The organism is Sphingobium sp. DEHP117, assembly GCF_030867385.1.
In the GTDB taxonomy this organism is placed as follows: domain Bacteria; phylum Pseudomonadota; class Alphaproteobacteria; order Sphingomonadales; family Sphingomonadaceae; genus Sphingobium.
Map to the genome: position 1 here is coordinate 291465 of NZ_JAPFBJ010000003.1, position 15740 is coordinate 307204.

Here is a 15740-nt window from a genome sequence, read left to right on the forward strand (position 1 = left end):
TCCTACCCGTCAACGCGTATCTTGATGAGCCAGGTAAACGTTCGCCCCGGGGGCAGCATGATCAGCCCCTTGCGATCTGACAGGGAGTTTTGCCTGCCAACCCATGGTTCTGGGCTGAAGAAGCCCGCTTCGGCATTGCCCCACAGATTGAACAGCACTGGTTGGCCGGTCGGGTTCCCGCTGGCATAGTGCGATAGCGTCACCTTCAATCCGCTTGAATCGTCGAGGCGCACAGATGGCGACTGCGGAAAGTCCGCGAGAGGAAGCGCCTTTTCCCGCCCCAGTGCCGCAACAGGGTATCGGACCAGCTTGGGCTGCCTTGCGATGCCGGTCGGTCTGCCGGATGGGTCCAGCAAAATGCGCTTTCGAGCCGATGTAGTCAGCGTCATTGTGCCTTGGCCCGCCAGTGGCTGACGGAACGTAATATGGTTGCCGATGGAAAACGGCATCGCGGTTTCGTTCCGAGGGGAAGCCACTATTTTGTGCCTGATCAACAACAGGCTACCCGTTACCTGATAGGTGATCGTGAATTCAAAACCGAAAGGATAGCTCACCAGCGTCGAAGCTGTGTCCGTAAGCCGCAATGTGACAGCGGCCGAATCGCGATTGGCAGAATGCGACACGACACGCCAGGCCATGTCTCGGGCGAATCCATGAATAGGCATAGGCAACGGACGCCCCTGCCAAGACCAACCCTGGCCCCCCGGCACCGCTTTGTCGAAGTTCCGTCCCGTAGCCGGCCACAGGATCGGAGCTTTGCCATCCCAACCTTGGTGCGGGCAGAAGTCCATGCCCCTGTAAAGCAGCTCGCGCGAAATTCCTTTGCTTTTGACGCTCAGGCCTACCAGCGCCCCGCCCAGTCCCGGCGCAATGACGGCTGACAATCGGTCCCGCTCCGGCCGGAGTTCGACCAAGGGACCATTCCGGTCGACGTCGTAGCAACGCGCGATGGCCGGCAATGTCTGCGCCTGCAACGTGGCGAAAGGCGACGTCACACTCAGCATGGCGGACAAGAGGAGAATGGAGCGCATGGTCGACGTGGGTGACGACACAGTGTCAGTCACCCCCGCCCCTTAGGCGATACCGCTCTGGATCCTGGGGGACCACCGTAGGTTTGCCGTCCAGTATAGCCCTAACGTTCGCCAGCTCGGGATCCTTGGTCCGCTCCATTTCCTGGAGCAAGGCTTCAGTCATCCGCCTGATGCGGGCGGAATGGCGTTTGTCCGACGCCAGATTGAGTCGCTGCCCGGGGTCGGTCTTGAGGTCATAAAATGCCATCGGGATGCCGAGAGTGTATTGCTCGACCCGGGCGGCAATCTTCGGATCTGTCTTGGCTGCTTCGACCATGGCGTTGAAGGTCAAGCCAAACATGCTTTCAGAGCGAAACTTCAGCTTGCCGTCTGCCCATGAGGAAAAGACCAGTGCGTAGCGCTGATCCTGAATAGCCCGCATGGGATAGGAGAAACCGCTCGACAAGGTGTTGACATAGGTAACAACAAATTCACGTCTCTCCGTTGCCTTCCCTTCGATCTGCGGAAGCCAGGACTGTCCGTCCAAATCGCTCGGAGCGGGCACGCCGAGAAGGTCAAGAAGAGTTGGCAAGATGTCGCAATGCGTCGTCAGATCCGTGAACTCGCGGGGCTCGCCCATGCCCGGCCATGAAATAAGCACAGGTACACGGCTTCCATGATCGTAGCAGGTCGCCTTTGCAAAGGGCAGCGGCATACCGTGATCCGAACAGAACATCACGATCGTGTTGTCGCGCTCACCGCTTTCATCCAACGCGCGCAATATGTTGCCGATTGCGATATCCAGTCGCTGCGCACTGTTCCAATATTGTGAAAGCTCGAGGCGAATGTCCGGCAGGTCCTCAAGTGTCGGCGGGACAACAACCTCATCCGGACGCACCTCCCGCTCGACCTTGTAGGCGCCAGTGTGGTTGTGGTCCACCTTGTCCGCTTGGGGACTACCGTAGAACGGGCGGTGTGGATCGTTGCTGTTGCAGTTGATGAAGAACGGTTTTTTGCCGTTTCTGGCTTCCTCCAATGCTACGCGAAATCCGTTGGCATGAACGAGCGTGCTGCGGTCCTTGCTCTGCTGGACGTAATCCCAGGCGAAGCATTCCTGCGGCAGCATGTGATCGACCTTGTGGATTGCTGCAGTGTAATAGCCCTGATCCTTCAACAGGGTGACAAGCGTCGGCGTACCCAGGTTGACTGGTGTGAAACCAGTGCCACCACTGCGATGCGGAACCAGCCCGGTCATCATCGCCTCGCGCGAAGGCATACAGATCGGCGCGACAGTCCGGTTAGCCACGAACCGGTGAGACCGTCGCGCCAGCGCGTCAAGATTGGGCATCAGGTTGGGTTTGCCGCCCATGAACCCCGGAAGCGACCAATCGAGATCGTCGGCTGTAATGAGCAGCAAATTCATCCGCTTGCGTGGTATTATCGATACTGCGGCTTGGGCCAATGTTCGGCCCGGAAGGAATCCCGCAAGCGCCGTCGTTGCGCCGCCCAGTAGAAACTCTCGCTTACGAATGGAAAACGAGCTCATTCAACCCTCCTGGCCGGGTGCCAATTGTACGCCCGACACTGTATCAGTAGACCCACTGGGTCTCTCTGCCGTTGATCATGACCTTTCTGGTCTGATGGAGCGGCCAGAGCGGTGGTGGTAGTGTACCGCGCCATTCATTCATGTGTTTTTCCAGAGTGGCGCGCACCTTGGGTTTTGCTGCGCTCAGATCTTTGCGTTCCCCCGGGTCCGTGGTCAGATCGTAAAGATAGGTCTGGTTCCAGTCATTCGACCGCCAGAGCTTGTAGCGCCCCTGGCGCACCGCGAAGACAGGCTCCTGCCCCCACAACAGCGTCCGCGTCGTCCTACCACCGTCCTTGAGGAGGGCAACCAGATCGTCGCCATCCAGATCTTTCGGCAAAGGGCGGCCGGGCGCTGCTGCACGCAGTGCTGTCGGCAGGATATCGAGCGAAGTAACGGGCGTGTCGATCACACCCCGCGCCTTGATTCCTTTTGGCCAGGATACGACAAACGGCACCCGGGTTCCGCCTTCCAGATACGTGAACTTGCCTGCGGACCAGGGGTGATCGGTAGCGCAGAACCCGAACTGTTCAGGGCAACCGTTGTCTGACAGGAAAACGATCAGGGTATTGTCGCGCTGGCCGGTCGCGTCCAACGTATCGATAATGCGGCCAACCCCGTCATCCAAGGCGGAAATCATCGCAATGTAGGTTCGCCTGACGGGGTCCTTGATGTTATTGAAGCGATCATAGTACCGCTGTGGCACCTGAAGCGGCCAATGGGGCGCATTATAGGCCAAGTAAGCGAAAAAGGGGCGTCCTGTCTTATGGTTCCTCCCGATGTAGTCGACGGCCCGGTCGGTAATTTCCGTTGTCAGATACTTGTCGAAATTATCGACTGCCTTCGCCTCTGGTCCCTCCACGATTTGGGCGTTGCCTTCGCGCTTGTCGATCGGATAACGGTCTGACTTGGTAGGAGTGGTTACTATTCCTGGCGTCTTTGGGTCGACGTAAATCGTCTCGCCTGACAGGAAACCGAAAAACTCATCAAAACCGCGATTGGTTGGATAAAATTGCCGTTCGGCCCCTTGATGCCATTTGCCGAAGGCCGCTGTGCGATAGCCAACAGCTCTCAGTCGATCCGCCATGGTTGCCTGCCCCACCGGAAGGCCGGCACCGGCGTCCGCATTGCCCCGATCCGTGATGTTGTATGTAAACCCGATTTCGGCGGGGCGACGGCCGGTCAACAATCCGGCACGTGAGACCGCGCATACCGACGCCGTCACATATCCGCTGGAAAATGCAACGCCGGTGCGTGCGAGCCGGTCAATGTTGGGCGTTGGCACCTCCGCACGGCCATAGGTGGAGACGTCAGGCCAACCTAGATCGTCCACCAATATGACAATGACATTCGGTTGCGCCCCGGTCGGTTGCGCCACAATGTGCCGTTGCGGCGCAACCCGGGGGGATTTAGGAGACTGCGTGGGCGTGGCTGCACCAATAGAAGCTGCGGCCGTGGCACTCAGCAGCGCTGTGATAAAGATGGGCCGAATTCTCATGCTAGCTGATCCAAGGGAATGGCAAAGACATGGAACAAAAAGGACGTGCCATTCAAGCTTCCTCCCGGATCATCTAAACTACTGCTACCATTCATCCGCGCGAGTATCACCCGATTAGGATAGAACGAACCGATCGGTGCCTATCCCCGACGTGCCGGATTGCTTCCGCAACCCGGCCGCCAACTGGTCCGGTCAGTACGCGAACCGCGCACCGACACGGAAAATCCTGCCCACCACGTCATAAAGATTTGCGTTGGTACCAATATTGTTGGCCGGCGCGTTGGGTGGACGCTTGTCAAAGGCGTTTTTGATCGAGCCGAACACCTCAAGATAAGACTTGTTGCGTTCCAGCACCCGGAAACTGCCATTCACGTCGACATAGGTGATCGCCGGAACGCGGTTGTTGTTGATGCTGTTACTCAGCGTCGGGCTGTAGCCTTTATCCTGCGGGCCGACATAGATGTTGCCGAACTTGCCTCTGGGAATATAGCGAACCTGCGCGCCGAGGATGACCGGCCCGGTTTTCAGTGTAACGCGTGAGCTGATTTCGTAACAGGGCATGCTGGGGAAGGCCTGTTGCGTCACGGTGCCGTTTTGGCATTTGCCGCTCACAGCCGAACCGCCATTTACGTATTTCAGCTTGGAATAGGCCGTGGCCAACACCCTGATGTCCAGATTGCCAATACCGCCGATCTGATTGCGATAGCCGATTTCCACATCAGTACCAGCAACCTGCAGTTCATTGGCGTTAGCCTGGGGGTTGCGAATGAAGGTGAGCACACCGTTCGCATCGCGCGTAACAAGCGCGCACGCTGCTTGAACTCCCTGGAAACATTGCGTGACCAGCGTCGGACCGCCGACCGCAGCAATATAGCCGGTTACCTTGATGTTGTAATAGTCGACCGACAGCTGAAAGTTTCGCAAAGCGCCATTCGGCTTGATCGTGAAGCCCACCGTCTTGGTGTGCGCGATTTCAGGTTTCAGGAAGGGACTTCCGCTGGTCTGCGTAGCCACCTGGGTGCTCGTATTGGTCTGCGGATCCAGAATGGCGCTATTCTGAGTGTTTGGCAAAACGAAGAGCTCGTTGATATTTGGCGCCCGGAAATCGCGGGAGATTGTACCGCGAAAGCGTAGCCAGTCGAGTGGCTTGTAGACGATTCCGGCCTTCCAGGTCGTCGCGTTGAAGCTGGAGCGGGCAGGACCGACGCTGTTGCCGAGGGGGGCTTCCGGGCTGGCCAGCTTATATCTGGCGTGGCGAACCGCGCCGTTCACCTCAAGGGATTCAGCCAGCGGAACGTTCGCCAACAGCGGCACGCTCACCTCGCCGTAAACCTCCAGCACTTTGCTACGACCGTGCAGCGGGCTGTAGTTTTGAACGAAAGCGCCCGTCAGAGAGACAGCATCGACATCTGCGGCGATTTTTTCGACCCGATATTCAGCGCCGACGGCAATCGGTACTTCACCTGCCCAGGTGCTGAACGGCACGCCCCGGATGTTGAAGCTGACGTCATCCAACGTCACCTTGGAATTCTGAGTTGCTGTGCCATAGACATAATTGAGTGCAGCGGTGCTGGCGGTGCCGACACCGAACAGGTTAAGCGGCTGACAAGCGGGATCGACGGTTGCGGTCCGGTTGATAGCGCACACGATCTTGCCGGCATTGGCGCCGGTTCCGTTGACCGCATTGACCGCGTTGGTGAAGTTGGTTTGGTTGATGATGTTTCTGGCGACGTTGTCGATCTTGCTCTGCCCGTGGAGATAGGTTGCATCCCAGTCCCAGTTGCCGATCTTGCCTTTCACGCCACCGGCGATCCGATAGGTTTTTACGTCATAGTCGACGATCGGGACGCGCAGCCCGTCACCGGACTTGCCGATGTTCACGGTCGTCATGTTCTGGGCCTGCATCTGTTGTACAAGAGTACTCGGCAGAAACGGATTGTTGATCGACAGGGTGATCGCGCCGGTGTTCAGCGGCCCCGAGCGCGCCGTACCGGCTGCGTTCTGATTGCCCGAACGCAACTGGGCAAAAGTGCCGGTGGTTTCCGTCTCGCCATAGGAGGCATCGACCCAGAGCTGCAGAGAATCGGCTACGTCCGCTTCGGCCCGGAAATAGGTTGCCAGCTTTGTCTGCGGAGCCAGCAAATCAAACGCACCCGCGGCAGGGTTGATGCCCCGGCGGCTGCCGCCGATCATTTGGTTGTTATTGGGTGCGTAAAGCTGCCCGAACGTGAAGGGCAGCAAAGTCAAACCATCATCGGAAACCTGCTGGCCACCATAGGCATTCGTGAGCTTCGAGCTGACTATAAGTCCGGCCGGCGTGTTTTGCGACCAGCGCACATCAGGAGAAATGATGAGCGCGGGAAGCCCATTGGTAGCGGAATTTGCGTTTGACATCACGCCCCATTCTTCGGCGCACCAGGAGCGGGTGTAGCAGTTGCCGACTGCCCTTCTGTCTGAATAGTCCAGACCACCAATCACATGGATGCGATCGTCGGCGAAGCGATGACCGATACCGACAGAGTATTTCTGTTCTTGGCCATCCCCTTCGTCTGTAACACCATATTGGGCGGACCCGCGCACTCCGTTCAGATTGTGATCGAGCACGATGTTGACAACACCAGCAACCGCGTCGCTTCCGTAGGCGGCAGACGCACCGCCGGTTACAACATCAAGGGACGATACCAGCGAACTGGGTATCAGGTCCGTGTTGAACAGCCCTGTGAACGTCGTTGCAGGATAGCGGAAACCATCGACAAGAACGAGGGTTCGCACCGCGCCCAGGCCGCGAAGGTTTATCAGGTTGTTGCCCGGCCCATTGCCGCCCCCGCCGACGAAGGCCGTCGTGGAGCTAACATCCGCCCGCACAACCGGCAGATCGTTGATAACCTGGGAAAGTTGCGTGGCGCCGGTCTGGGCGATGACATCCTGCCCGATTACCGTAACGGGCGTAGGCATGTCGACACCCGAGCGCGCCAGACGGGAACCGGTGACGACGATTTCACCTACTTCAGATGTCGCTTCCGCCGTCGCGGCGCTGTCCTCCGGCTTTTCCTGCGCGTATGACGCAAATGGATGGCAGATCATCGCGCCGGAAATTAACAAAACTGTACGGAGATGACCGATAGTCCTTTGAGTCATAGCGTCCTCCCTATCACGCCGCCGATGCCCGGCGATCCTCTGGCAATAAACATGCTTCAAAATACGAGACGAAATCGCCCGCAAGCACCGTCATCCATAGCTAAACTGACATCGCTGTCAAACAGATTCTGACATCGCTGTCTTTTGTTCTGCATTAGCGATTAAAGCCGAACTGGCTGGAGCTGCCCCCCCCTGGCGGGGCGGCCTCAGTTCCGCCCTAGCCGGGAGTCAATCGATTGGCTGACTTGGCACTGCCAGCGAGCCGCATTCGCTCACCGGTGCGCCGTCCGTTCGTCGGACGTAACCTCAGCCGGGGGTGAGGAGGACTCCCGCACTACAAGGTGGTAATCGAGCATATGATCTTCGTATGGCTGACCATGCTTGGTTTGGGCCAGCAGTAGCTGTACCGCTTCGGCCGCCATATCCTCTATGGGTTGATGCACGGTCGTTAAATAAGGCCATACGGACGTCGCGATCCAGCTGTCATCAAAACCGACGAGGGAAACATCGTCCGGCACCACGAGCCGACATCGTCCACATGCCACAAGCAAGCCCGCCGCCATATCATCATTGGTCGCGAATATGGCAGTTGGCCGAGGATCTTCTGAGAGCAGGGCCTCGCCGGCGGAAATACCGCTCTCGAACAGGAAATCGCCCTTGGCCTCGTGCAGAACGATATCCGGGCTTATGGATTTGAGTCTCTCGATGAACCCTTGCCGCCGCGTGATGGCGGCGCCATGGTCCGGGGGGCCATTGACCAACCCGATGATCCTGTGCCCCAAATCGCACAAATATTGCGCCGCCTGCGCCGCCGCCGCTACATCGTCGATAGATACGGCGGCGGAGCGTCCAGGATCGATAGCAGGAGCAATCCGGACATACTGGATATTGTGGCGTTCAAGATAATCAAGAACCTCTCGATTATCAGTCAAAGGGGGCGTCAATACAAAACCATCGGTCCGTCCATTGCGTACCACGGCATCCAATTGACTGGAAAGAAGCGCCGAACCTGACCGCGAATTCAACGTATCGAACCGCATATGATAACCCTGCGCCACGCAAGCACGATAGGCGCCGATTATGGCCTTCATCGTGTAATGTGGGCTGGGATTGTCGAAGAGCAGGCCGATTGTAAACGATCGTTGCCCCGCCAATGAGCGGGCTGCAGGGTCCGGCACGTAGTTTAGCTCAGAAATAGCGGCCGAGACCTTCGCCAGCAGCTTGGGCGAAACGTGGGGTTCCTTGTTGATGACCCGAGAAACGCTCTTGAGCGAAACCCCCGCGCGTCGAGCGACGTCGGCAATCGTGGAATTGCCAGTGGCCTGTGAAACGCTCCCCCCCCTGGTCATCAGTTCCCTTTCACCCTAACAGTCGTGCTCAGCTGACCATTTTCTGAAAATGGCTGGCCCTTGCCGCCAGACGCTTCGGAAGCCGTTGGATCTAATGCCCCCTATCCGTCATCTGGCGCCTGAGTTCCTCATTCAAAGGGGGAGTGTAAGTCAAGGGCTTGCCCGCCGCATGGGCCGCATCTTTCGCCGCACTATCCGGCACGATATTGTCGAAGCGGTCGGTCGGATTCGGTTTGATATACCATGAATCGGGAAAGGGAGCAGCTCCCGTTCCCCCCTTCATCCGCCGAACCGCGCCGATTGACCGCCGGTTCATATAGGGGATGAGATGCTCGCCCTGTCGATTGGCAAGTTGTTGAAACAGAGCATCTCTTAGCGTCCGCTTCGATTCTGAGTAGCTGGGATCATCGGCGAGATTGACCATCTCTTCAGGATCCTTGGACAGATCGTAAAGTTCGTCGATGTCGTAAATGCCGTGATATTGAATATATTTGAGGTCCCCCCGCGTGATCGCGAAGGTTGTTGGCGTCATCGGAAAATTATACTCCCAGAAATATTCGTAGACGAAGTCACCCGGTTTCCAGTCGGCGACCTGGGTTGTGCCGTTCCAAAGCGACCAGGCGCTCTGTCCTTCGAAGTGCTGCGGCCGCGTTACGCCGGCGACCTCCAGAAAAGTGGGAGCGAAATCGAGATTGCGGACGCGGCCGTCGTTGACCTTCCCGGCTGGAACCGTCCCCGGCTCCCACACCACGAGAGGCACACGGACTGAAGCCTGATAGGCGTTACGCTTGTCTATCAAGCCATGTTCGCCGATCATGTAGCCGTTGTCGGAGGTAAACACGACGAGCGTATTCTTGTCCATCTTGTTCTTGCGCAAATAATCCATGATGCGCCCGAGGCTGTCGTCTATCGCCGACAAGGTTCCATAATAATATCTGAGATATTCCGTCATAGGTACATCGGAGTTGTAGAAAAACTCGATGCCATGCCATGTGTTGCGCTGATCGTGAACCCAGCGCGGCTTGCCGGCGTAGTTGGCCGGTGTGTCGGCGGCACTGGCTGGAAGTGAGAATTTTACATTGTCGTATTGATGCGCATAGCGGGGCGGCGGCAACGGATCGGAATGCACGCCTTTGTGGCTAAGGTAGAGGAAGAACGGCTTGCTGGGGTCGCGCTCCTTCGTCAGCCAGTTCATGGCATAATCGGTAAGCTCATCCGTAATGTAGCCGGTTCGTGCGACTTCCTTCCCGTCGACATTCAGCGTTGCACCGTCGCCCGACTCGGCGCTTGCGCCCTTTTGCGGCCAGTAAGTGCCCTGCCCCTTGAAGCTAACCCATTTCGTAAAGCCTGGACGGGGCGCGTCAGTTGCGGCCCCCATGTGCCATTTGCCGAAAAATGCGGTCTGATATCCAGCCTGCTGAAGATAGCTCGGGAAAAACGTCAGCGCCGCTTCGCTACTGTCGTTGTTGTCGACAATGCGATGATTTCGCGCGGTTTGCCCGGTGAGGATCGTAGCACGACTGGGGCTGCACAGCGACGATGTCACTACCGCATTGGGAAAATAGGATCCCTCTTTCGCCATGCGGTCAATATTGGGCGTTTTCAGCAGACCTGGCTGCAAAAAGCCCATGCCATCGTACCGAAGGTCATCGACCAGAACAAAAATGATGTTGCGCGGCGTTTGGACGACTGGGACCGCCGACGCGGCGACAGGCTTCGCGCGCTCTCCGGCCGTCGCGGTGCCAGCAAAAGCTGCGAACGTGGCGGCGCCCGTCATGGCAATCCGGACAATGGCTCTCGACAGCTTTGCCATGACATTATCTCCTAGTTTTCGGCACGCTCGGTACCGCTTTATTAAGCAAAACAACCGACATGCGGACGTGTGTGCCTACGCCCGTTCCCGCCAGCGGCACTCGCACCCGAAGCGACCCGAAGTGCTCGATTCCCATATATACCTGTTTAGACCTAAGGCTTTTGGCAGCGTTGTCAATTGGCTTAGATCAGATGGATGTTGCCGGATCGCGAGTGCCGAACTGCCCATGGAATAGTTCGATCTCGCGCAGCAGCGTTGTCAGTCGAGCTGCCATTGTTTCGGCACATTTCGTCTGGGTGGCAAGGCGCGCTGGCTGTCGAGGGGACTTGGGCCCGTTTTTAGAGGCGCAAACAGCGCCTGGGCTGCCCGAAGCCGATGTTGCATAGCCTCAACGATTTTCGGATGCAGCGATGCAACGCTATATTGCTCGTCGCGCCTCGCCATGTCGTAAAGTTGGGGATAGCCGCGCCCTTCGAGCAGCATCAACCTTTCCATGTAGAAATCGGCGCTCACATACTTCCATGCCTGGGTGCGCACGCCAACGATCTCCTCTCCCTGAAACAGAAGAAGATCAGCATGCGGCGAGGCTCCGCCACGCGTCAGGACCGACGTGATATCCTTCCCGTCGATTTCTACGCCAGAAGGCAGTGGAATGCCAGCCAAGCCACAGAATGTCGGCAACAGGTCTATACCCATCGCAATGGCACCAGACCGACGATTGACGGGGATCCGCCCTGGCCACCGTGCGATGAAGGGAACGCGGTAGCCGCCATCATAGCCGCCACCGCCCTTGCGCTGGCGCATGCCACCTGTAGACCCCTCAAACCACGGGCCGTTATCCGAGGTAAACACCAGCAGGGTATCGCGATCAATACCGAGCGCCTTCAACTTGTCGAGCAAGCGACCGACGATAGCGTCTATTTCCATGACAGTGTCGCCATATGCCCCCGCCACGCGCGATTTGCCTTCGAATCCTGGAGCCGAAAAGTTTGGTAGGTGGGGCGAACTCAGCGCCAGCTCGAGAAAAAATGGCCGATCGCGCTGCTCTTCGATGAACTTTTCTGCTCGGCTGCAGAAATGTTGCTGCAGGCGGGGATAATCGGGATCCCACTCCCCAGTCTGCCCGGCCCGATCAAATTCAAACACCTTCAGCGGCGCAATGTCATGGCTATAAGGTATGCCGTAAAACAGATCGAACCCGTAGAAAGTTGGTGCCCATGCCGGCCCACTATGTCCCAGGTGCCATTTTCCAATCAGCGCGGAGGTGTAAGCCGGTTTGAGCGCTTGCGCGATCGTAACCTCGGACCGGGGCATGTTCGCCTTGTCCCCGGCGAGCAACACCTTCGATAGGCCGGTGCGGATAGGGTAGCGCCCCGTCAACAGTCCGGCGCGCGATGGGGTGCAGACGTTGGCCGGCGCATAATAATCTGTAAGTGTCACGCCTTCGCGCGCCAGGCGGTCCAAATGCGGAGTGGCGATGTCGCGGCCACCCATCGGTCCGATGTCGCCATATCCCAAATCATCGCAGTAAATGACTATAAAATTCGGTTGCCGTTTCATTCTCGGGACGGCTGCATGTGCAAGTCCGCCCGTCAGGATCCCAAGCCCTCCGGCCAAAACTTTCCGTCTATCCATTATACTGCCTTTCACGGCTTGAACATAATGCCTCCGCCAGCAACAGCGCGTGTTGCGGTTTCATTAGGTCGCGAAACCCAGCTGCAACTCCGCCTTCCGGCGGCTGTCTCTTCCGGCCCGCTATTCCACGGCAGCGGCCACTCCCCGGCGGGCATAGATGCCAAAGGCCGCTATCAGCACATAACAAAATGCCGGCAACGCCATCGCGATGGCCAGGCTGCCGCTCACGTCCGCAAGGTGGCCCATCAGCGGCGGGATGATCGCGCCGCCGACGATAGCTACGCAAATAACACCGGAGCCATCTGCAGCGCGAGCACCCAGTCCTTCGCTTGCAAGACTGAAGATCGTTGGAAACATGATGGAATTCATGAGGCCGATCGCGAGCAAGCTATAGCCGGCGACTGTGCCGGTTGTGCTGACGGATATGGCAAGCAGAACAACCGCCCCCATGGCATTGAACGCCAGCACTTTGCCGGGACTGATGGCACGCAGGAGCGCCGATCCGATAAAGCGGCCAACGAGCGCACCGCCCCAATACAGCGGGATCAGCTGGCCGGCGGCCCTGTCCGTCAGCCCCAGAACCCGCTCTTCGCTCAGATAGCTGACGATAATGGAACCGATCGCGACTTCTGCACCCACGTAAAGGAATATGGATAGCACGCCGAACGCGAAACGGCGCTGCCTCAGGAGGTCGAATATTGCCAGGATCGACCCTTGGTCATGTTGCTCGTTCTTTAGCCGATGGCGATTGATCCACACCACTAGCGCAACGGTTGCCAGTGCCAAGGCCAGGCCGAGATATGCACGTACGACGGTTTGCGTTTCGGCGGCGCGATAGGCGTCGAGGGCCACACCCTCCAACGCGCTGGAGTCGACATTGGCAAGGCCACCCAGGATGATGATTGCGCCGAAATAGGGAAAGACCGTCGTCCCAAGCGCGTTAAACGCCTGGGCAAAGGTCAGGCGAGAATGCACGGTGCCGGGCGGACCGAGCAGGGATATGAGCGGGTTCGCAACAACCTGGACAATCGTGACGCCGCTCGCCAGCACAAATAAAGCCAGGAGAAAAAGCCCAAAGATTGCGTTGGAGGAAGCGGGTATGAAAAGAAGGCATCCCGCCATCATGGTCAGCAAGCCAATGACAGTTCCGCGCATATAGCCCACACGTTTGACGAGCGCCGCTCCCGGCAGGCCCACAATCGCATAGGCAGCGAAAAAGGCCGTCTGAATCAGCATCGCCTGCATGTAATTGAGCGTGAACAAATCCTTCAGCTTCGGAATGATCACATCATTAAGTGATGTGATACCGCCGAAGATGAAAAACAGGGCCATGACGAACGGCCGCAGTCCGGGCGCGTCAATATGCCCGCCTGCGCCAACAGTATTGCCTTGCTGACCGGCGCCGCTCGCAGACACGATTGCCATTTCCATCCTCCAGCCGGATGCGCGTATCGGTTCGCTCATCTCTCAGACATGAGCATGCACAAAAAAAATCCGCTGTCACGACAAATTTGACAACGCTGCCAAATTGGTTATTCCTTTGAGGAGAAGGCGTTCTTTCTCGGGCGTTGCGCCAACATGCAGGCCGGCGAAGCGAGCTGGAAACGACAAAGAACATGACTCCGACTCAACCCACGGAACAGTTTTACGGAGAGGCACAATGGCGCCACAGGTGACAGTCGGCTTCGCATGGAGCGAATGCGCAAAGGCTTGTCGATGAGCGCCATGGCGACACGTCGGGCAATCCTAAGTTCGGCAGCGGGCCTGGCAGCTGTCGTAGCCCACCCGGTGAAGGCCGTCAGGCATGCTGCCAGCGAGCGCCCCAATATCTTGTGGCTCGTCAGTGAGGACAACAATCCCTATGTCGGTGCGTATGGAGATAAGATTGCCCGCACACCAACGATCGACGCCTTGGCGAAGAAGGGATTGCTGTTCCGAAATGTTTATTCCACCGCGCCTGTGTGTGCGCCCTCGCGGTTCGGGATTCTAACCGGCGTCTATCCGGAGAGCTGCGCCCCTGCCAACCAAATGCGCGCAGCTGCCCACCTGCCCCGGGGCATTCAAACATATCCAGAACTGATGCGCGCAGCAGGCTATCACTGCACCAACAATGCCAAGACGGACTACAACTGCGATGTTGACCCCGCCGCGATCTGGGATGTCCATGGCAAGGATGCCCACTGGCGGTCGAGGACGGACGCCCGAAAGCCCTTCATGGCGGTCTTCAACTACGAGACTACACATGAATCGCGCCTGTTCAAGCCAACCCCGGGACACGTGAGTCCGGAGATGGTGAACTTGCCACCTTTCCTTCCTGATACGCCCGGAATCCGGCAGGATTTCGCCAGTTACTACAACCTCATGGAACGCATGGACGGGCAACTCGCCGAACGACTTGCGGAGCTGGAGGCCGACGGTTTGGCCGACGATACGATCGTGTTCCATTATTCTGACAATGGCGGGATACTCGGCCGGTCGAAGCGCTATTGCTACGATGAGGGATTGCGCTGCGAAATGGTCGTCTATGTGCCGCCGAAGTGGCGCCACTTAATGCCGGCAGCACCGGGCAGCGAGATCCGGACTCCGGTAAGCTTGATCGACCTTGCGCCGACCATCCTTTCCCTTGCTGGCGCGAAGAAGCCCAAGCAGATGCGTGGGACGCCTTTCCTGGGCAGCGGCGCGAGGCCGCAGCGCTATGCCTATGGAATGCGCAATCGCATGGACGAACGCATCGATTTTCAGCGTACCGTGACCGACGGCCGCTGGCGCTACATCCGCAACTACATGCCGCATCGCCCCTGGGGCCAACATCAGGCCTTTGAATGGCTCGCCAAAGGATATCAGGAGTGGGAGCAGGCCCATATCGACGGTAAGCTCAGTGCCGTCCAGGATCGCTTCTTTCAGCCCAAGCCTTACGAAGAGCTGTATGATCTCGCAAACGATCCTCACCAAATAACTGATCTTGCACGTGATCCGGTGCACGCAGCCATGCTGGCCAAGATGCGTCGCGTCCTCGACGAACATATGATTGCGATTCATGACAATGGTTTCATTCCCGAAGCCATGGCGGGCGAAGGCTGGGTCGCTTCGCGCGACCAACGGGTTTATCCGCTCAAGGAGGTGATGGAGCTTGCGCACCAAGCTGCATCCGGGCGAGCTGATGCACTCCCCATCCTGCTCCGCGCCCTGCAAAGCCCAATCGAGATCATGCGATATTGGGCGGCGATGGGTCTGGTGATTCAAGGTAGCAACGCAGCGTCTGCCCGGGACGATATACTCGCGCAATTTGACCGGGAAACATCTCCCCACGTGCGGATCCAATTGAGCGAAGCGCTGGCGAACCTTGGCGAGGTCGGGCGTCCAGTCGCCACATTGATTGCTCTGTGTGAGGCAAACCTCCCTTGGCAGATCCGTCTCCACGCATTCAATGTTCTGACGTTTATCGGCGACCGCGCACGTCCCGCGCTCGAAACAGCAATGGCGGCATCGAACGACAGCAAGGTGTTTATCAAGAGCGCGGCGCGGTACCTCGTGTTGAAGCTGACGGGTGCGTACACACCATCTGCAGCGGTGTTTGACTGGAAGGGCGGAGACTAGGCAATGCTGTCCGTGGGGGCTGATATGCCGGCACATAAGCAATGGTGCCCATGTTTGTATTCCGTTGTGTCCCGGTGCGGATTTCAGGGCGCTAAGCGGAGAGATCTGCGGTGAG

The 15740-nt window shown here is 58.0% G+C and carries 9 protein-coding genes; 1 reads left to right on the forward strand and 8 read right to left on the reverse strand.

What is annotated here, in order from left to right:
* Positions 1-2 precede the first annotated feature (2 nt).
* From OOT33_RS13985 to OOT33_RS14020, 8 genes are all read right to left on the reverse strand, one after another.
* Positions 3-959, reverse strand: a complete 957-nt coding sequence (locus OOT33_RS13985) for a hypothetical protein (protein WP_307750635.1) — start codon at positions 957-959, stop codon at positions 3-5.
* A 97-nt stretch (positions 960-1056) separates the two neighbouring features.
* Positions 1057-2556, reverse strand: a complete 1500-nt coding sequence (locus OOT33_RS13990) for a sulfatase-like hydrolase/transferase (protein ID WP_307750636.1) — start codon at positions 2554-2556, stop codon at positions 1057-1059.
* Between the two features lie 43 nt (positions 2557-2599).
* Positions 2600-4093 carry a sulfatase-like hydrolase/transferase gene (locus OOT33_RS13995; RefSeq protein WP_307750637.1) on the reverse strand — a complete coding sequence of 498 codons (1494 nt, stop codon included), beginning with the start codon at positions 4091-4093 and terminating at the stop codon, positions 2600-2602.
* A gap of 192 nt (positions 4094-4285) precedes the next feature.
* Positions 4286-7231: a TonB-dependent receptor domain-containing protein gene (locus OOT33_RS14000; RefSeq protein WP_307750638.1), complete on the reverse strand. Its 2946-nt coding sequence runs from the start codon at positions 7229-7231 to the stop codon at positions 4286-4288.
* Positions 7232-7503: 272 nt separating this feature from the next.
* The gene (locus OOT33_RS14005; RefSeq protein WP_307750639.1) at positions 7504-8580 is read right to left on the reverse strand and encodes a substrate-binding domain-containing protein; all 1077 of its coding nucleotides are present in this window, start codon (positions 8578-8580) and stop codon (positions 7504-7506) included.
* Between the two features lie 91 nt (positions 8581-8671).
* On the reverse strand, positions 8672-10393 hold the full coding sequence (locus tag OOT33_RS14010) for a sulfatase-like hydrolase/transferase (RefSeq protein ID WP_307750640.1): 1722 nt from the start codon (positions 10391-10393) through the stop codon (positions 8672-8674).
* 258 nt (positions 10394-10651) lie between these two features.
* Positions 10652-11953 carry a sulfatase-like hydrolase/transferase gene (locus tag OOT33_RS14015; protein WP_307750641.1) on the reverse strand — a complete coding sequence of 434 codons (1302 nt, stop codon included), beginning with the start codon at positions 11951-11953 and terminating at the stop codon, positions 10652-10654.
* Positions 11954-12148: 195 nt separating this feature from the next.
* Positions 12149-13453, reverse strand: a complete 1305-nt coding sequence (locus OOT33_RS14020; RefSeq protein WP_307750642.1) for a glucose/galactose MFS transporter — start codon at positions 13451-13453, stop codon at positions 12149-12151.
* Positions 13454-13726: 273 nt separating this feature from the next.
* On the opposite strand from OOT33_RS14020, the gene OOT33_RS14025 reads away from it, so the two are divergent.
* Positions 13727-15625, forward strand: a complete 1899-nt coding sequence (locus OOT33_RS14025) for a sulfatase-like hydrolase/transferase (RefSeq protein ID WP_307750643.1) — start codon at positions 13727-13729, stop codon at positions 15623-15625.
* Positions 15626-15740 lie beyond the last annotated feature (115 nt).

Coding starts and splice junctions, on each gene's coding strand:
- OOT33_RS14010 (WP_307750640.1), bottom strand. CDS start 10,393: ATGGCAAAGCTGTCGAGAGCCATTGTCCGGATTGCCATGACGGGCGCC.
- OOT33_RS14005 (WP_307750639.1), bottom strand. CDS start 8,580: ATGACCAGGGGGGGGAGCGTTTCACAGGCCACTGGCAATTCCACGATT.
- OOT33_RS13990 (WP_307750636.1), bottom strand. CDS start 2,556: ATGAGCTCGTTTTCCATTCGTAAGCGAGAGTTTCTACTGGGCGGCGCA.
- OOT33_RS14020 (WP_307750642.1), bottom strand. CDS start 13,453: ATGGCAATCGTGTCTGCGAGCGGCGCCGGTCAGCAAGGCAATACTGTT.
- OOT33_RS14000 (WP_307750638.1), bottom strand. CDS start 7,231: ATGACTCAAAGGACTATCGGTCATCTCCGTACAGTTTTGTTAATTTCC.
- OOT33_RS14015 (WP_307750641.1), bottom strand. CDS start 11,953: ATGAAACGGCAACCGAATTTTATAGTCATTTACTGCGATGATTTGGGA.
- OOT33_RS14025 (WP_307750643.1), top strand. CDS start 13,727: ATGCGCAAAGGCTTGTCGATGAGCGCCATGGCGACACGTCGGGCAATC.
- OOT33_RS13995 (WP_307750637.1), bottom strand. CDS start 4,093: ATGAGAATTCGGCCCATCTTTATCACAGCGCTGCTGAGTGCCACGGCC.